Here is a 17,608-nt window from a genome sequence, read left to right as displayed (position 1 = left end):
TTATCGCTGCCGCGCAGGAGTTTGTCCTCTCTAGAATGGCCTTTGCCATTCAAAGATTTGGCGCGCAAACGTCAATAGGCAAATCAGCGAGGCGATCGGCTATCTTTCAACGTGGCACCAGGCGGCCAGAAGAGGTCGCGCAGTGCACCGCATCGCCACGGTGTGGCCCGCTTCATTGAAGAAAATGGAGCCTATGGAAGCGCGCTGCCATCCCTTGTCGTCACAGGAAAACTCGCAGTCGGATAGTGCCAGAAAAACGCGAGAGCGATACTGGATGTGATCCGGGAAACGACTGTAGGGCGCCATGATCGTCAGGCCGAGAGCGACGTCGTCCCGCTCCTCTATGCCTGAAATGCCCGCCACTACCGCATGCGCATGGGTATGCTCTATGTTGATGCTGGCAAACGGGCCGGTCTTGCTCGCAACCCATTCCAGGCTCTTGGCAACGTCGCCGATGGCGGCAGCCACTTCTGCGAAAGGCTCACCTTTGGAGGCGAGACTGCGCAGTGCAAACTGCAACTGCGGTCCCAATGGCACGGGCGTGGCGGGCTTTGTCGCGATCGCACCTGGCTCCTGCAGCTGGTGAAAGACCTTCCCGGCAACGAATTTTTCCATCAAGGGAGCCGCATCGGACAACATGATGTTGCCCAACGCACCGATCAGGCGCTGCACGGCGGCAGGCCTGCGCGCGCGGCTCACGCGATAATCGCTGCTGGCAGCCCTCGTTCCACGATGCAGAAGGAGATCTGCTTCCCGTCTCAACCGGGGTTTCGACATCGATATGGAAAACTCCTTGATCACACGCAGGGATCCTTATCCCGGCGGGATCAAAAAGCAAACTGTTCGAGGACCTTTTGCGGCGGTGGTGGAACTCTTCGTTGACCAAATCCCGTCGTTTCTGTCTGGCTGTTGGTCGCCAAACAGAAACGCTTGCAACATGGCCGCTAAGCCGCGCGCTTCAGGGCATCCGCCACAATGGCGACGGCCCTGTCGATTTCGTCCGTCTCAATGATCAGGGGCGGCGAAAGCGCGATAATATCGCCAGTTACCCGGATCAGCAGCCCTTTCCTGAAGCAGTCCACGAAGATGTCATAGGCGCGTGTTCCTGGTGCGCCCTCGCGTGGCGCAAGCTCGATCGCGCCGACGAGCCCGAGGTTGCGAATATCGGCGACATGCGGTAGCCCCTTCAGGGAGTGAAGAGCATCCTGCCATCTGTCGGCCAGGGATGCGGCGCGCGTCAAGAGGCCTTCCTCCTCATAGATTTCCAATGTCGCAATGCCGGCGGCACTAGCGACCGGGTGGCCGGAGTAGGTGTAGCCGTGGAAGAGCTCGATCTGGTTTTCTGGCCCGGCCATCAATGCGTCGTAGATGCTTCGGCTCGCAAAGACTGCTCCCATCGGAATCGCGCCATTCGTCAGGCCCTTGGCTGTGGTGACGAGATCGGGAATAACGCCGAAATAGTCGGTGGCGAATGGCGTGCCCAGCCGGCCAAAACCGGTGATGACCTCGTCAAAGATCAGGACAATGCCATGCTTGTCGGCGATCGCGCGCAGGCGCTCAAGATATCCTTTTGGCGGCAGGATGACACCTGCCGATCCGGACATCGGCTCAACGATGACGGCGGCGATTGTTTCGGCGCCGTGCAAGCCGACGAGGCGCTCCAGATCGTCTGCGAGCTCGACGCCATGCTGAGGCAGCCCCTGCGAGAAGCCGTTTTTCTCGATGTCGAGGGTATGGCGCATATGGTCTGCGGGAATCTGCGGAAACACGCGACGGTTGTTGACAAGCCCGCCGACAGAGATGCCGCCGAAGCCGACGCCGTGATAGCCCTTCTCGCGGCCGATGATGCGTGTACGCGTGCCCTGACCAATGGCGCGCTGATAGGCGATCGCAATCTTTAAGGCTGTATCGACCGATTCCGAACCGGAGCCGGTGAAGAACACACGATCAAGTTTTGCGGAAGGTCCGCCTGGCGCGATCTTTGCGAGCTTTTCGGCGAAGTCGAAGGCGACCGGATGGCCCATCTGAAATGTTGGAGCAAAGTCCAACGCCTGTAATTGGCGGGCAACGGCGTCCGCGATGCGTTTGCGGCCATGGCCGGCATTGACGCACCAAAGGCCAGCCGTACCGTCCAGTACCTTGTTGCCGTCGATGTCGGTGTAATACATGCCTTCAGCCGAGGCCAGGAGCCGAGGGGTGGCCTTGAACTGGCGGTTTGCCGTAAACGGCATCCAGAAATTATCGAGGGAAGGCCGGTTGGAAATGCTGATCTGGTCCACCACTGTCGTCTCCGTTTTTTCATGGCGACATGTTCAGTGATTTCCGTCAGGGAACAAGTCCTTTTCTGATTGCCCGTAAGCACTTGAAATTTAGAAACCTGAGCGGAATATGTTTAGTATTTGCAACAGGTGAAACGCGCTATGTCCGTCGATATCGGCAACCGCCTTCGTCATCTCCGGATGACGCATAATCTCTCGCAACGAGAACTGGCCAAGCGCGCCGGCGTCACGAACTCGACGATCTCGCTGATCGAGTCGAATTCTTCCAATCCCTCCGTCGGGGCACTGAAGCGTATCCTCGACGGCATTCCCATCGGTCTGGCGGAATTCTTCGCCTTCGAACCGGAACGGCCAAGAAAGGCATTCTATGCGGCCGAGGAGCTCGTCGAGATCGGCAAAGGGGCAATCTCCTACCGCCAGGTTGGAGACAGCCTGTTCGGCCGGAGCTTGCAGATCCTGAAGGAATGCTATCAGCCGGGCTCCGACACCGGCAAGGTTCCGCTCGTGCACGAAGGAGAAGAGGGAGGAATTGTCCTTTCCGGGCGACTCGAGGTGACTGTCGACGACGAGCGGCGGATCCTTGGACCGGGAGATGCCTATTACTTCGAAAGCCGAAGGCCGCATCGCTTCCGCTGCGTTGGACCTGTTGCCTGCGAGGTCATCAGTGCCTGCACGCCGCCGACCTTTTAGGCGCCCTTTATCCTTGTCAGGACCCGGTCTAGCGCCAGGGTCAGGGCATCTGGCCCGCCGTTTTCATGAAAGTCGGCCATAACCTGTTCGTTCAGGCCGCCTGTTGTCGCAAACTGGCCGCTGAGCGCTTCGAGCGGAATCGTGTTGGAACGCAACGCCGTCTGCGAAAGACTCGCAAAAAGTGGTGCGATGTAGTCGCGTCCCTTGCCTTTGGCGAGCCCTTGCTCCTCCAGCCACGCCGCCGAGACGTCCATGATTTTGAGGACGGTGGACATCAATGAACTCGCCGCAGCCAAAAGGTCGTACTCCTTTCTGGTCTCGCATTCGACAGCCGTGCCAAGAAGCGAAAAGAGTGCCGAAACGTCGGCGTCCGGCGGAAATATGGCGGTCACTCCTTCACGATCCTTAACGAAAGGCAGTGGTATTGCCTGGACGAGATGAACATCTGCCGCGATCCATTCAAGCAGCGTGCGGCGGTTAATTGCGGCAATGACACTGAGAACGGATTGCCCCTCTTTGAACGTCAGTCCGCTCACAACCTCCTTTGCAATCTGTGGGCGCACGGCCAGGACAATCATCTCGCTCGCGTCGATGACGGCCTGGTTGTCGGATGCAATTGCAACCTCCGCAAAGTCATCAGCCAGCCGCTGCGCAATCTCGGCGTTACGGGGCGAAATCGTTGCCCGTGAGACCGCGGCAGGCTTGCTTAGCAGGCCTCTGACCATGGCGTCTGTGATGGTTCCAGTTCCGATGAAGCCGATTTTGTCTACAGGCACGCGGTTTCTCCTCACCAAGCATTTGAACGCAGCCGAATTTGCGCTTGTTCTCCACATTCGCGATAGCGCTGCGCAATATGGGCTGCAAGGCAATCTCACCGTCAAAGGTGCATGAGCCAACGCATTCCAGGTCGTTGCGAGCGTGTCGTTGGCACTGGCGTCTAGCATAATCGAAACAACTTGGCCGGGACCGAGTTATCGATAGTGTGCTCGTTACGCTTGCCCCCGGCACACATTTCAGGGCAGGTTGCGAAGTGTTCGCCACCGGAGGTCAGACATTTGCTGGAAAGACTGATTGGTGAATATGGCCTGCTTGCGGTTTTTCTCGGAGCTGCGGTGGAAGGCGAAACGGCCGCGTTTTTGGGTGGGGTTTTTGCCCATCGGCAACTCATTCCATATTGGCAGGTCGCGCTGGCTGCAAGCCTTGGATCGTTTGCCGCAGATCAGTCCTTTTTTCTGGCCGGTCGCTACGCCACGAACTGGTTTTATGTTCAGCGGCTGCTTGGATCGGAACCAATTGCGAGGGTGACGCAGTTCCTCGAAGTCTATCCGACAAGCTTCATTCTCGCCTTTCGCTTCATCTATGGCATCCGAACGATCAGCCCTGTTGCGATCGGTGTCTCCAATGTCTCGGCGCTAAGATTCGTCATACTCAATGCCATTGCGGCGCTGATTTGGGGCGCCCTGATAACCGCGATCGGGTTTTTCGCCGGAGAGGCCGTCGAGGTCCTGCTTGGACGGCTACAGCTTCACCTGCATGTGTTGATCGCGCTGGCCTGCGTTGCAATCCTTGTTCCGCTCAGTGCATATGCTTTGCGACGGGTAATGGCAAAGCGCTTGGCTCGCCCGGGCACTTAAGGAGAGCGGGACGATCATCGTGTGGTTACGCCGCCGGAAAGGCGTTGATCCCAAAGCCCACGAAGTGCGCGCTGGCGTTTTTGAAGCGATCCGATCTCCTGCACAGCCAATCTTCAAGGAAGTAAAAGAAACGGTGACCGCGATCGCTTGGCGCTGGTGTTCTGCGGGAGAATGCCTATGTTTCGCTTAGTTTCGACACAACAGGGTTCGAATTTTTGCTTCTCGAAATTTCAATCGTTGCTATTCTCACCATCTTGAATGGCGTTCTCGCCATGTCCGAGCTTGCGGTCGTTTCCGCACGGCCGGCTCGTCTCAAAGTCCTGGCCGATCAGGGAAGTCGCGGTGCTGCCATGGCAATGCGACTGGCTGAAGAGCCAGGGCGGTTTTTATCGACGGTGCAGATAGGCATTACCCTCGTTGGCGTGCTGTCGGGTGCATTCTCAGGTGCAACGCTCGGCGCGCGACTGGCAGGTTGGCTCGGCACACACGGCTTGTCACCTGCCGCAGCCGATGCGCTCGGGGTCGGCTCGGTCGTCGTCGCCATCACATACCTGTCATTGATCGTCGGCGAACTGGTGCCAAAGCAGATCGCGCTTCGCGCCCCCGAAACGGTCGCAAGCAAGGTCGCTCCGGCGATGATGTTCCTGTCGCGCATGGCCGCCCCACTCGTCTTGTTGCTGGACATTTCCGGCCGCACCATACTTCGTCTTCTTGGTCAGTCGGGCAAGTCCGGTGACGTCGTGACCGATGAAGAGATCAAGTCCGTGCTTGCGGAGGCCCACAGCGCCGGCGTCATCGAGACGGAAGAATCCGCGATGATTTCAGGTGTCATGCGCTTGGCAGACAGAAATGCCAGGGCCTTAATGACGCCGCGTCGGGATGTAGAGGTGATCGATGTCGAGGACGGTTTCAACGAGATCAGGGATCAACTGCGCCGGACCGTGCAGGCACGTTTGCCGGTGCGCAAGAACAGCTCAGACGAGATTATCGGCGTGCTTCTGGCGAAGGATTTCTATGACGCGCTTGCCTCGTCCGGCCATGTCGACATCACAACAATTGTGCAGGAAGTGCCGATCGTATCTGACCTGTCAGGCGCTCTTGACGTAATCCAAGCCATTCGTCGCTCACGCTGCCATATGGTGCTGGTCTATGATGAATACGGCCACTTCGAAGGCGTCATCACTTCCGGCGACATCCTGGAGGCAATCCTTGGCGCAGTTCAGGAGGACTCGATTGGAGAAAAGGCGATCGTGCGACGTCACGACGGCAGCTACCTGGTATCGGGCTGGACACCAATCGATGAATTTGCGGATTTCATGAGCTTTCAGGTTGACGACGATCGGGACTATCAGACGGTCGCGGGACTGGTGCTGGAAGAGATGAAGCATCTGCCTGATGTCGGCGAGAGTTTCGTCATGAACGGTTGGCGGTTCGAGGTTGTCGACCTTGATGGACGCAGGATCGACAAGCTTCTCTTGACCGCAGAAATGCCCCCCGACGAGGGTTCGAGCCGTACATTTCAATGAAGTCGGTCAATCAGCGCTCCTATTCGTGAGGGAACCTTCACCGGGAAGGGGAGTTCCCCTTTCACTTATGGAGGCAGACATGAAAGCTCTGACAATAGCTGCGGTAGCAGCACTATTCGTAACCGGTACGGCTGTGGCCCAGACTGCGGTGGTGACCGTGCCTGGCGAGGTGAGGACCTACGTCACTGAACAGGACGTCCCACCGGCGACCTATGATGGTGACGTCGTTGTCGGAACGGAACTACCGTCTTCGATCGAAATACACACCATCCCCAGCAATGACGCATACGGTTATACCGTGATCAACAAGCAACGTGTGATCGTAGACCCGCATACGCATCGCGTAATCGAAATCGTCAGATAATCAATCGGTTTGTGACGATAGATGATCCTATGCTTACACTCGGATGCATCGAGTTGGCGTTACGGAATGTAATCCAGCTCGATGCAGCCGCGTCTAGGCGCGTGCGTTTCCCGTCTACCAAGAAGCCAGAAGAAGATACGGGTCTCCGATCAGGGCGGCGAACAGGCCCATCGGCACTTGATAGGGATAGATAATCACGCGGGACACACCCAGTCGACCGGGACGAGTAGGCTTGCGCCGATGAGCATGGCCGCCGTCAGGCTATCGCCCCCCCCCGGAGAAAGCCGACCTGTTTCGACAGGTGGGGTGCTGATCAAGCCGGTGAGGCTTAGCGGTCCAATGAGGTCGGAAGAGCTCCCCGTGATCAACGCTGCGATCGCGGCAAGCGGAAGCCTGTCGATCTCACGCCAAGTCCGAGACTGCGCGCCAAACCAGTGCCAAGCGTAAACCCATACCAAGCGTCAGGATCGCGAACCAGCGCGTCATCAGGTAGCGCGGCGCTTTCAGAACGATCAAGGCAAGGATCGCCGTGCAGGCTTCAAGGGACCCGGCGCGATTGGCGGAGCCCGATATCCAGGTCAGCAAAATGTAGTTGCGCATGTCCCCCTGAGCCAGCACCATGCCGATCACTGCAAAGCAAAAAGCACTGGTAGCGACGCCTGCAAGTAGGAGCGTCTGCGCTGACAGACCGGCGCGCCATGCAATGCCCGATTTGCGATGACAAGGGTTGCTCTGTTCAGCAAGCGAGCGCTGCATGGCGCGCTCTGAGCGATGTCGAGAGCCATTCGCTTCGGCGAGGATCCGAATTGTAGTGGCTTCTGAAACCTGCGCGCCTGTGTTCACGAACCTCGGCCAGGATCAATCCTTTCCTCAAGAGCGCCGCGGCGCTAGACTTGGTGGTCGGAGCATGACCGCGATGAAACGGATAAGATCGATCTGCCCCGGGACGCTTCTTCCGACGGCGGCAACTGTCAATGGCGACATGGCGTTCTGGAAAGAGCAGCGAGGTCACGCTGACGAAACAAGAGCCAACCGAGCGCGCTGGCGGACGCGTCAAACCTGCAACGTCGAGACCTGATCAGAATGAACCGAAATTTCAAGAAAGGAGGCAGTTGTGAGTCTGAGGCCGCCACGATCAATCTCCGGCCAGTCGAGTGCCTTGAATTCACTTGACTATGAGCTTTCCTCAGCCAGAGCGGATGCGTTGGGCCGTCAGGGCAGGAAAGCCGAAGCGGCGCTTGCCAGGCTTGCGGCATGGTCGCCGGGAGACCGGAGGCATGACCGACAAACCCTGCTCGACGAAGCCTCTGAAGCCGTTTGGGCACTGTTTATCCAGCGCGAGATTTGCGGGCTCCACAACGACAAGGATGTTATCAAGCGCTACCAGATTCCCGGCGAGGTCCTTGCAAGGCTCGGCGCCGTGCGCAAGTCGTCATCGTTGAAGCCGTGCGATTGATCGCAGGTCATCTGCCGTTGTCGTTGGGAAGCCGAAGAACTCCAGATAGGCAGGAATCTGCTCAAACAACATATCCGTGCCAACCTGGAACGGGCAACCGCGCGCGCGCGCAGCCGCAAGCAGTGGCGTGATCTCTTCCTTCATGACGACCTCCCCCACGAACGTGGATGCAGAGAGGCGGGAGACGTCCAGTGGCAATGGGTCCTCTTTCCGCATCCCAAGAGGCGTCGCATTGACGACGATATCGAAACCGGCTGGATCGTTCGAACCGGCCGTCACTTCAGTTTGTGGATAATGGATCGCCAGGCGGCTTCTAAGCCCGTTGAGCGTGGCTGTGTTGTCATCGCAAAGCGTCATTCGCCGCACACCAGCACCTGCCAGTGAGGCGGCGATCGCCGACCCGACACCGCCGGCGCCGACGATCAAGACCTGCGTACCTGTAATCGTCCGCCCCTTGCGCAAGAGGCCGCGCACAAACCCTTCGCCGTCGAACATGTCGCCCATCAGATGTCCGTCCGGCCCGAGCCTGACCGCATTGCACGAGCCAGCAACCTTGGCGTTCGTGGACACCTCGTCGATCAGTCCCATGGTCGTCATCTTGTGAGGCATCGTGACAAGCGCACCATGAATATTTGAAAGTCTGAAGACGAGCCGGAGGAACGACGGATAGTCTTCAGCCTTGCAACCCATTGGCACGACGACGGCGTCGATGCCGCTTTTCTCGAAATATGGGTTGTAGATCAGCGGAGCTTTGAAAGACTCTGTCGGATAGCCGAGATGAGCAATGAGGCGCGTGGTTCCAGTTATCATGTCAGTGACCTCGTCGAGCCTGGGTTTTGTCCAGGTGGATCGTCTTGCCCGACCGCGCCGATGCCTTGATCGCCTCAATGATGCGCAGGGCGGCAAGCCCTTCCTTGCCGCTGACAAGAGGCTCAGCCTCGCGGCGGATGACATCGCAAAAATGTTGGAACTGTATTGTCAGTGGATCGCCCGGAGTAAATGGCACGTCTTCTTTGACAAGCGGTTGAAGCCAATCTGGCTTCGAAATGTTGGTCCAAAACGTGAGCTCGGGAATGGCCAGCGATCCGGCTGTCCCGCCGATCTGGTAACAGAACTGATCCCGTTGCGGAAACGCCGGGTTCTCCCCGCTCGTCATCTCCCAACTCCAGGGGGAGGGGGCGGCATCGGATGCATTCAAGGTTGCGAGCACACCGCTTTTGAAGCGCAGCAGGACGACGGCTGTGTCCTCGACCGGATGGCGGCGGACCGAATTTGACTCCATCGCATGGACAGCTTCCACCTCGCCGAAGAAAAAGCGAAAAAGATCAACATCATGGATCAAGTTGACGAAGATCGGCCCCGCTCCTTCCTGTCGGCGCCAGTCGACATCGAAATAGCCGTCTGGCTTGGCGACCCAGAATGTTGCCTGGACCGTCAGGATCTTGCCGAGCCGTCCGCTTTCGAGAACGCGCTTTGCCTCCCGAATCATGGGATTGTGACGGCGATGGTGGCCAATCAGGATCGGTATGCCAGCATTTGCACCGGCGCTAACAAGGGCGGCAGCAGCGTCACCATTGTCGGCAATCGGCTTCTCGACTAGGACCGGAATTCCTGCCGCGATGGCCTCGAGGGCATGGGCGACATGAAGTTGGTTCGGCGTGGCAACGATGACCCCGTCCAGGCGTTGAGCTGCTGTTGCTTCGGCAAGGGTGGCAAACCAAGGGGCTTCCTTGCTTTTTGCAAAGTCCCGCGCTGCGCTGGAGGGATCGATCACGGCCGACAAGCTGGCACGCGGCTCGGCAAGGACGCTTTCAATATGGCGCCGGCCGATGAGCCCGGCGCCCATCACCGCGATTTTCAAGAAAGCCATCTTCGACGGTGCTGACATGAATTGCTCCGCATCCCTAGTTGTGCAGGATTTCGCCGAGGAATTTACGTGTGCGCTCATGGCGGGGACTGGTGAAGAATTCCCCGGGAGGCGCCTCTTCGACGATCGCGCCGCTCGCCATGAAGATGACGCGGTTTGCGACTTGCCGGGCAAATCCCATTTCATGGGTCACGCAGACCATCGTCATGCCTTCGTCGGCAAGGCTGATCATGGTATCGAGCACTTCCTTGACCATCTCCGGATCGAGGGCGGAGGTCGGCTCGTCGAAGAGCATGATTTTCGGTCGCATGCAGAGCGCCCGCGCGATCGCGACGCGCTGTTGCTGGCCGCCGGAGAGCTGCAGCGGATATTTGTCCGCCTGTTCGAGAATCTTTACCCGCCCAAGCAGTGAGCGTGCACGCTCCCGGGCTTGCGCCTTTGCCATGCCAAGCGCGCGCATCGGCGCCAGCATGCAGTTCTGCAGAACGGTCAGGTGCGGAAAGAGATTGAACTGCTGAAAGACCATGCCGACGTCGCGGCGGATCGCGTCGATCGCCTTGGCCTGGTTTCCAAGCAAGATGCCGCCAACGCGGATCTCCCCCTTCTGATAGCTCTCCAGATGGTTGATGCAGCGGATCAGCGTCGATTTTCCGCTGCCGGACGGACCGCACAGCACAATCCTCTCGCCCTTTAGAACCGACAGGTTGATATCGTGTAGAGCCTGAAAGGCCCCATACCACTTCTCGACATGGCTCATCGTGATCATGGTTTCGGCGGTCGATGCGGGCTGAGGATTGTTCATGGTCCGTCTCTTTTGTGATCGGCGCGGGAAATCACCGCAATGCGGCGGAAAACTTCCGTTCCAGGCGGGCGCCAAAGATCGTCAGCGGGCAGCACATCAGGAAATACAGGGCGCCGACGATCCCGAACACCGTCAGCGGCTCGAAGATCTGGTTGGAAATGATGTTGCCGGCGCGGGTGAGTTCGGTGAAGCCGACGATGGAGGCGAGCGACGTTCCCTTGATCAACTGTACCAGGAAGCCGATGGTTGCCGGCAGCGAGATGCGAAGGGCCTGTGGAAGGATGACGTCCTTCATGCGCGAGACATATTTGAGGCTGAGTGCCCTTGCCGCTTCCGTCTGGCCACGCGGGACAGCTTCGATCGAGCCCCGCCAGATCTCGCCCAGATAGGCGCTGGCATGCAGCGTCAAGCCGATGGCAACGGCGACCCAGGCGTCAAGCCTGAAGCCGATCAGGGCAAGTCCGTAGTAGACCACGAAGAGCTGCATCAGCAGCGGCGTTCCCTGGAACACCGCGATATAGCCGGCCATTACCCGCTCCAGCAACGGAATCTCCGAGATGCGCGTGAGCGCGACAAAAAGCCCGGCAATGCATCCGCAGACAAAGCCAACTGCCGACAAGACGACGGTCCATTTCAGACCGATCAGAAGGAAAACGAATTCTTCGCTGCCCATGATTGGCTCCTATTTGACCGGATAGGTGAAATAACGTGCCGAAAACAACGCGAAGAGGCGCATCATCAGCCAGGAAATGACGAGATAGAAAACCGTCACCGTGAAATAGACTTCGAAGCTGCGGAAGCTTTCGGACTCGATGCGCTGCGAAACCGAGGTAAGCTCATAAGCGGAGATTGCCGAAGCGATGCTGGTCGACAGCGTCAGCAGCACGAACTGACTGGTCAGTGAGGGATAGATCGCTCTGAGGGCTGGCTTGAGGATGATCAGGCGGAAAACCTGAGCCTTGTGCAGCCCGAGCGCAAGCCCCGCCTCCATCTGACCTTTGGAGATCGACTGGACGCCGCCGCGGATAATCTCGATGGCGTAGGCGCCGCCGTTGATCCCAAGCGCAATGATCGCTGTCGGCGTCGGATCCAGCCGGATGCCGGCGAGCGGGAGGGCGAAATACAAAAAGAAGATCTGAACCAGGAATGGGGTGTTGCGGATGAGCTCGACAAAGCCGATCACCAGCCAGCGCAGCGCCTTGTAGCGAGAATCTCGCAGCGCGACCCCGCCGATGCCGATGACGATTGCCAAAAGCATTCCGCAGATCGCCAGCAGCAAAGTGCCGAGACAGCCAAAGAGCAGGTTCGGCAGACCATCGATGACAGGTGTAAAATCCAGCGTGTAGGTCAATCACCTCTCCTTTAGGCGCGTGCGACCATGCCGGCCATAGCCTGGATCGCCAATTCATACCCAGCTGCGCCAAAGCCAATCATGATCGCCGTTGCGACGCGAGAGATGAGGGACTTGTGATAGATGCTCTCACGGGCATGCACGTTGGAAATATGCAACTCGATCTTCGGCGGATCGAACGTTTTCAGCGCGTCGAGAAGCGCGATCGACGTGAAGCTATAGCCGGCGGGATTGATGATGATGCCGCAGGCCGCTTTGCGTGCCTGGTGCACGCCCTCCACCAGTTCACCCTCGAAATTTGTCTGACGAAAGTCGACGTCGAATCCCAGCTCATTTGCCTTGGCAAGGCACTTTTCCCTGATGTCGGCCAGCGTCGTCGTGCCGTAGACGGCAGGCTCCCGCTCACCAAGAAGGTTCAAGTTTGGTCCGTTGAGCACAAATATTGTCTTGTTCATGATCGCGCTCCTAAATCGCGCAAAGCCCGTGTTTTGGGCATCGCGATATCGCTGGCGAGCATCGTAGCGCCCGCCAGTTTGCTGTCTTGCAAAGGCATTAGCAGCTCAGTTGGCGGTGAACGGAATGCCCTCGAGGCTTTCGGGGAATTCCGGAACCGGTACCTTCATCCACTTGTCATAGATCTTCTTGAGTTCGCCATCTGCCTTGATCTTGTCGATGAAGGCGTTGATCGAAGCGTTGATTTCCTTCTCGCCTAGCCGTGTGCAAGCGCCGTTGTAGAGCTTCTGGAACTCCAGCTTGTTTTCGAATTCGCCGGGGCGGGCCTTTTCGACGCGATCCATGTAGAAGATGTTGCCGCCAAGCGCCTGCACCTGGCCCGACACTAGCGCCTGGACGCTCGGCGCATCACCGTCGAAGCGGCGGATCGTAGCGCTTTGTGGCGCGTTCTTGGTGACCTGCGTATCTTGCGCTGCACCCTTCGCGACCCCAATCGAGAGATTGGCCATGTCCTCATTCGTTTTGACCGACATCGACTTCGGCGCAATCAGCACGATGGCGTTGGCTACATAGGGCTTGGAGAACTGAACGGCTTTGGCGCGTTCCGGCAGCATGGCCATCGTCGCGAACAGAACGTCGACGCGACCCGTGGTCAAAGCCGGAATACGGTTGTTGACTTCGAGCGGCACAAACTCGACCGAAACACCGAGTTCCTTGGCGTAAAGTGTCGCAATATCGGCATCGAGGCCATCCTGCTTGCCGCCGCTCGTCACAAAGCCCCATGGCGGGTTGTCGCCCTGGATACCAACGATGAGCTTTCCTCTGGCTTTGATTTCTTCGGGCGTGATGGCGGCAGCCGGATTTGCGAGCCCGACAGCAGCTACGAGGCCAGCGACACAAAGCATCGCATTTCTGCGCGTCAGCATCGATTTGAACATTGATTCCTCCTCCTTTTGGTGGTCGCGCGGACCCGGCAGTCATCCTCTCCCGACTGCATGCCCAACTTTTGCCAGAGGAATTGCTACAAATCAACAGAGTTTTTTAAAATCATATGAGACTTTTGATTTGACCAATTGATTTGAAATGCTCACGACATTCGGCATAATGCCATTATTGAGCGCTGGCCCCAGATAGGCCGGTGGCGGCGCTCTCCCGGCGTCGATAGAAAGGGTTTTGGATTATGAAGACCTCGATTGCGACGGTAACGCTTAGCGGTGAACTGCCCGACAAGCTTGACGCCATTGCGCAGGCGGGCTTCGAGGGCGTCGAGATTTTCGAGAACGACTTCCTGGCCTTTGACGGAAGCCCTGCCGACGTCGGCAAGATGGCGAGCGATCTGGGGCTGGCGATAACGCTTTTTCAGCCATTCCGCGATTTCGAAGGCATGCCGGACGCGCTTCGAAGCCGCACCTTCGACCGGGCCGAGCGCAAGTTCGACGTCATGCAGGAGCTTGGGACCGATATGGTGCTCGTCTGCTCGAACGTCTCGCAGGCCGCCCTTGGCGGCATCGATCGCGCGGCCGCCGACTTTCACGAACTGGGAGAAAGAGCTGCCAGGCGTGGCCTCAAGGTGGGTTATGAGGCACTTGCCTGGGGGCGTTATGTCAATGATCATCGTGATGCCTGGGAGATCGTGCGGCGTGCCGATCATCCGAGTGTCGGGCTCATTCTCGACAGCTTCCATTCGCTCGCGCGCAAGATCGACATCAACTCGATACGCTCGATTCCAAAGGAGAAGATCTTTATCGTTCAGTTGGCCGATGCGCCGCTGATCGATATGGATCTGCTTTACTGGAGCCGCCATTTTCGCAACATGCCGGGCGAGGGTGATCTGCCGGTGACTGAGTTTGCCGCAGCCGTGGCCTCGACCGGGTATGACGGCTACTTCTCGCTGGAGATCTTCAACGATCAGTTCCGCGGTGGTTCGACACGCGCAATCGCCGCGGATGGCCATCGCTCGCTGATCTATCTGGCAGATCAGGTCCGAAGCAACGTCGAGACGGCGATCGGCGTGCCGATGCCCAGTCGTGCTGTCGTCAAGGGCGTCGGCTTCGTTGAATTCGCCACGGACGAGGACGAGGCCGCGGAACTGGTCGCCCTGCTCAAGGCCCTTGGCTTTCGCAAGGCGGCCGTTCATCGATCGAAAAACGTCTCTCTCTTTAAGCAAGGTGAGATCCGTATCCTCGTCAATGTCGACACGGCAGGCTTTGCCGGTGCCGCATATGCCGTTCACGGCACATCAGCCTACGCGCTCGCGCTCGTCGTTGACGATGCCAATGAAGCCTATCGCCGGGCGCTCGCGCTCGACGCCGAGCCGTTTCGGCAGCCGGTTGCCGATGGCGAACTGCAATTCCCGGCCATCCGAGGGGTCGGCGGGGGGCTGATTTACCTCATCGACGACAAGAGCCCGCTTGGCCGTTTCTCGGAGATCGATTTCGAGGGTGTGGCTGACGACAGCGATAGCGCCGGCGCCGGATTGCTGCGATTTGATCACATCGCCCAGACGGTCGCCTATGACGAAATGCTGACCTGGCTGCTCTTCTACACCTCGATCTTCGAGACCAGGAAGACGCCTATGGTCGATATCATCGATCCGAGCGGCGTTGTGCGCAGTCAGGCTATTGAGAATGAGACCGGCACGCTGCGCCTGACGATGAACGGCGCCGAAAACCGCCGCACGCTCGCCGGTCACTTTATCGCCGAGACATTCGGTTCGGGCATCCAGCACCTGGCCTTTTCCACGAACGACATTTTCGCCACCTCGAAGATCCTTCGAAAGCAAGGCTTCAAACCGCTCCATATCTCGCAGAACTACTATGATGATGTCGAGGCCCGCTTTGGCCTGGACCCGGATCTGACCGAGCGATTGAAGGCAGAAAATATCCTTTACGACCGCGACGAGCATGGCGAATATTTCCAGCTCTACAGCGGCACCCATGGGGAGGGCTTCTTTTTCGAGATCGTCGAACGACGCGGCTATCGGGGCTACGGCGCGCCGAACGCGATTTTCCGCATTGCCGCACTCAAGAGGCAGATGCGGCCGGAAGGCGTGCCGAAGGATGCCGTCTGATCAGCTTTTCTCAGTCGATGCGACCGCTCTTCAGAACGTGGGCCACGCCACTTTCGATATGGCGACAAATGACGGCTCGCGCTCCCTCGACATCACGCTTCAGGGCGAGTTCGAACAGTCGCTTGTGGTCGTCGACCACGGCCTGGCCGCGAAAGCTTTGGGCCAGCATGTGATAGCGTAAAAACCTGTCGAACACGGAAGACAGCGCAGCCATCAGCGCGGCGGAATTGCAGGCCGATACGATCGCCTGATGAAATTCCCAATCATAGCGAACCCAGGCGATCGTGCGCGACGTATCGCCCGCAAGCAGCTTTCTTTCTGCCGCCGCCAGCTTATGATGGGCTGCGACGATGCGCCCCTCCCATTCGAGATCCCCGGCCGAAAATGACAGGCCGATCGCATGGGTTTCGAGTATGGTCCGCAGATCGGCGAGTTCCTTGAGTTCCTTGCGCGACGCGGGGCTGACTTCAAAGCCGCGCTGGCCTTCCGCCAGCACCAGGTTCTCCGTGGTCAGGCGACTGAGTATTTCGCGCAGCGACGATACGCTGATGGAATAGCGCTCCTTGGCCTGCTCAAGCTTGATTTTCGCACCCGGTGCCAAAGCCCCGGAAATGATGTCCTGGCGGACCTGCCGAAAGACGAGGTCGCTTACAGTTTCAGAAGGTTCACCGGCAGTTTTGAGCATGAGATCCTCTGCTTCAAAGAAGCGCCACGAGGGCGACACCTATCACGCTTGTGGCAAAACGGCCGAAAGCAGGCCTTTTTGAAGGGCATGCTCGACACCGCCTTGTATGTGACGCTCGAGGACCTCCTTTGCGGTCGTGCTGTCACGTTTTAACGCGGCTTCCAAGAGCTGCCTGTGTTCCTGTTCGGCAACGCCGCCGCGATAGGATAACGCAACCATTTGATATCGCAGATATTTATCGAAAACGGCCGAGTGCGTCTCCATCAGCAGTCGCGATCCGCAGGCCGAAATCAGCGCCTGATGAAACTCCCAGTCATAACGCTTCCAGTCTTCCGCCTTGCTCGTGTCGCCCGACGCCATCACCTCTTCCATGCGCGCAAGTTTGTAATGCGCCGACACCAGCCTTGCCTCCCACTCCACGTCGCCCTGTTCAAAGGACTGTTCGAGGGCGTGCTCTTCGAGAAGCAGGCGCAGAGCTGCGATCTCTCTCAGATCGTCGACCGACACTCGTGCAACCTCAAAGCCCCGCTGCCCCTCGGCAACGACAAGCCCTTCGGACGTCAAACGGTTCAGAATCTCTCGAAGGGTGCTGACGCTGGTCTCGTAGGCGCCTTTCAAATTCTCCAGCTTGAGCTTCTGGCCGGGCGCCAGGCGTCCGAATATGATGTCCGCGCGTATTTGCCGATAGCCGCTCTCAGCGACAGTTTCTTCAACAACGTCCTGGCGCACGCTTTGTCTCCGATATTTTGCCTTTCGTCCTATATATCTGAATAACTGGGTTGAATTCAATGAGTGTAAATTTGCGCGCGTGGGCTCCTCTCGGCAATTAGCCGCCGCCGATTTTATCGCCCGGATCCTAGACCGGCGTCACGATCTTGATCGAAAGCTTGCGGAAGAAAGGGAGCGATCGCTTTCGGTTGCCCGCCCGAAGCGGTTGATCGGGGTACCCGTTTTGGCTGTTCGAGTGAACGCCGCTTCGAAAGGCCGATCTTCGTTAAAAGGAGGTCCACGCGTCGTAACTGGAGGATTCCGGTCCAAGTCGTTTAGGCCGACTTCGGCAATTTCGACGTTTCTGACAGAATGCGCGCCTGGGCAACAGAAACGCCATAGGACGCCATCAGCCACAGGCTTAGGGCAACCGCACGCGGCACCAGCTGTTCACCCGACGCCCACCGACGGGTGGTGAGGTCATCGACGCCAAAAAGCTCTGCGGCGACGCTTGCCGTCAATCCGGTGACAGCGAGCGCCGCCCTGTATTCGGACGGAGTCATTTGATGCGTTCCCGGTGCGCTTGGCGCGCGTTTTATTTCGTTATACGCAGATTAACTTTCATTTAATCACGCGATATAGCAACCCGCGACATTTTATATCTGTTTTGCGACATTGCCGGCACAAACGGAAAACATTGGAATCGATTTGCGACCATTAGTC

20 protein-coding genes are annotated in these 17,608 nt (G+C 58.2%); 6 read left to right on the top strand and 14 right to left on the bottom strand.

Features of this window, described 5'->3' with window-relative positions; all coding sequences use genetic code 11:
* Window positions 1–99: 99 nt before the first annotated feature.
* Both ATY80_RS01485 and ATY80_RS01480 read right to left on the bottom strand, forming a co-directional pair.
* Window positions 100–777 (bottom strand): dimethylsulfonioproprionate lyase family protein, encoded by a 678-nt coding sequence (locus tag ATY80_RS01485; protein ID WP_088691455.1) that lies wholly within the window; start codon window positions 775–777, stop codon window positions 100–102.
* Between the two features lie 167 nt (window positions 778–944).
* The gene (locus ATY80_RS01480; protein WP_088690722.1) at window positions 945–2,279 is read right to left on the bottom strand and encodes an aspartate aminotransferase family protein; all 1,335 of its coding nucleotides are present in this window, start codon (window positions 2,277–2,279) and stop codon (window positions 945–947) included.
* Window positions 2,280–2,420: 141 nt separating this feature from the next.
* On the opposite strand from ATY80_RS01480, the gene ATY80_RS01475 reads away from it, so the two are divergent.
* Window positions 2,421–2,969, top strand: coding sequence for a cupin domain-containing protein (locus ATY80_RS01475; protein ID WP_088690721.1), 549 nt, complete (start codon window positions 2,421–2,423; stop codon window positions 2,967–2,969).
* Here the strand turns inward: ATY80_RS01475 and ATY80_RS01470 are convergent.
* Window positions 2,966–3,745 (bottom strand): pyrroline-5-carboxylate reductase, encoded by a 780-nt coding sequence (locus ATY80_RS01470; RefSeq protein ID WP_189637061.1) that lies wholly within the window; start codon window positions 3,743–3,745, stop codon window positions 2,966–2,968. The genes ATY80_RS01475 and ATY80_RS01470 overlap by 4 nt on opposite strands.
* Window positions 3,746–4,024: 279 nt before the next feature.
* On the opposite strand from ATY80_RS01470, the gene ATY80_RS01465 reads away from it, so the two are divergent.
* The 3 genes from ATY80_RS01465 (at window position 4,025) to ATY80_RS01455 (ending at window position 6,493) form a co-directional block, all read left to right on the top strand.
* Complete coding sequence (locus ATY80_RS01465; RefSeq protein ID WP_088690719.1) at window positions 4,025–4,603, top strand: DedA family protein; 579 nt, start codon at window positions 4,025–4,027, stop codon at window positions 4,601–4,603.
* A gap of 215 nt (window positions 4,604–4,818) precedes the next feature.
* Complete coding sequence (locus ATY80_RS01460) at window positions 4,819–6,129, top strand: hemolysin family protein (RefSeq protein ID WP_088690718.1); 1,311 nt, start codon at window positions 4,819–4,821, stop codon at window positions 6,127–6,129.
* Between the two features lie 79 nt (window positions 6,130–6,208).
* Complete coding sequence (locus ATY80_RS01455) at window positions 6,209–6,493, top strand: DUF1236 domain-containing protein (RefSeq protein ID WP_088691454.1); 285 nt, start codon at window positions 6,209–6,211, stop codon at window positions 6,491–6,493.
* A 402-nt stretch (window positions 6,494–6,895) separates the two neighbouring features.
* On the opposite strand, the gene ATY80_RS29330 is transcribed toward ATY80_RS01455, so the two are convergent.
* A complete protein-coding gene (locus ATY80_RS29330) occupies window positions 6,896–7,249 on the bottom strand; it encodes an iron chelate uptake ABC transporter family permease subunit (protein WP_245306731.1) in 354 nt (117 codons plus the stop codon).
* Between the two features lie 358 nt (window positions 7,250–7,607).
* Between ATY80_RS29330 and ATY80_RS01445 the strand changes: the two genes are divergently transcribed.
* Window positions 7,608–7,949 (top strand): DUF6665 family protein, encoded by a 342-nt coding sequence (locus ATY80_RS01445; protein WP_088690717.1) that lies wholly within the window; start codon window positions 7,608–7,610, stop codon window positions 7,947–7,949.
* Here ATY80_RS01445 and ATY80_RS01440 read toward each other — a convergent pair.
* The 7 genes from ATY80_RS01440 to ATY80_RS01410 form a co-directional block, all read right to left on the bottom strand.
* Entirely contained in the window at window positions 7,926–8,759 is an 834-nt protein-coding gene (locus ATY80_RS01440; RefSeq protein WP_088690716.1) for a ThiF family adenylyltransferase, read from the bottom strand. The genes ATY80_RS01445 and ATY80_RS01440 overlap by 24 nt on opposite strands.
* A gap of 1 nt (window position 8,760) precedes the next feature.
* Window positions 8,761–9,819 carry a Gfo/Idh/MocA family oxidoreductase gene (locus ATY80_RS01435; RefSeq protein ID WP_088691453.1) on the bottom strand — a complete coding sequence of 353 codons (1,059 nt, stop codon included), beginning with the start codon at window positions 9,817–9,819 and terminating at the stop codon, window positions 8,761–8,763.
* A gap of 34 nt (window positions 9,820–9,853) precedes the next feature.
* A complete protein-coding gene (locus tag ATY80_RS01430) occupies window positions 9,854–10,618 on the bottom strand; it encodes an amino acid ABC transporter ATP-binding protein (RefSeq protein ID WP_088690715.1) in 765 nt (254 codons plus the stop codon).
* A 31-nt stretch (window positions 10,619–10,649) separates the two neighbouring features.
* On the bottom strand, window positions 10,650–11,291 hold the full coding sequence (locus ATY80_RS01425) for an amino acid ABC transporter permease (RefSeq protein ID WP_088690714.1): 642 nt from the start codon (window positions 11,289–11,291) through the stop codon (window positions 10,650–10,652).
* 9 nt (window positions 11,292–11,300) lie between these two features.
* Entirely contained in the window at window positions 11,301–11,969 is a 669-nt protein-coding gene (locus ATY80_RS01420) for an amino acid ABC transporter permease (protein WP_088690713.1), read from the bottom strand.
* A gap of 11 nt (window positions 11,970–11,980) precedes the next feature.
* Entirely contained in the window at window positions 11,981–12,424 is a 444-nt protein-coding gene (locus ATY80_RS01415) for a type II 3-dehydroquinate dehydratase (RefSeq protein WP_088690712.1), read from the bottom strand.
* Window positions 12,425–12,529: 105 nt separating this feature from the next.
* A complete protein-coding gene (locus ATY80_RS01410; protein WP_088690711.1) occupies window positions 12,530–13,360 on the bottom strand; it encodes a transporter substrate-binding domain-containing protein in 831 nt (276 codons plus the stop codon).
* A gap of 242 nt (window positions 13,361–13,602) precedes the next feature.
* Here ATY80_RS01410 and ATY80_RS01405 point away from each other — a divergent pair, with 242 nt between their 5' ends.
* Window positions 13,603–15,492, top strand: coding sequence for a sugar phosphate isomerase/epimerase and 4-hydroxyphenylpyruvate domain-containing protein (locus ATY80_RS01405; RefSeq protein WP_088690710.1), 1,890 nt, complete (start codon window positions 13,603–13,605; stop codon window positions 15,490–15,492).
* A gap of 10 nt (window positions 15,493–15,502) precedes the next feature.
* Here the strand turns inward: ATY80_RS01405 and ATY80_RS01400 are convergent, their stop codons facing one another.
* From ATY80_RS01400 to ATY80_RS01390, 3 genes are all read right to left on the bottom strand, one after another.
* A complete protein-coding gene (locus ATY80_RS01400) occupies window positions 15,503–16,177 on the bottom strand; it encodes a GntR family transcriptional regulator (RefSeq protein ID WP_088690709.1) in 675 nt (224 codons plus the stop codon).
* A gap of 42 nt (window positions 16,178–16,219) precedes the next feature.
* Complete coding sequence (locus ATY80_RS01395) at window positions 16,220–16,906, bottom strand: GntR family transcriptional regulator (RefSeq protein ID WP_088690708.1); 687 nt, start codon at window positions 16,904–16,906, stop codon at window positions 16,220–16,222.
* Window positions 16,907–17,220: 314 nt separating this feature from the next.
* Window positions 17,221–17,448, bottom strand: a complete 228-nt coding sequence (locus ATY80_RS01390; protein ID WP_088690707.1) for a hypothetical protein — start codon at window positions 17,446–17,448, stop codon at window positions 17,221–17,223.
* Window positions 17,449–17,608 lie beyond the last annotated feature (160 nt).

Source organism: Rhizobium sp. R711 (assembly GCF_002211365.1).
Lineage (GTDB): Bacteria > Pseudomonadota > Alphaproteobacteria > Rhizobiales > Rhizobiaceae > Rhizobium.
Note: the sequence above shows the minus strand (reverse complement) of the source record. Positions and strands in the feature narration are given on the sequence as shown.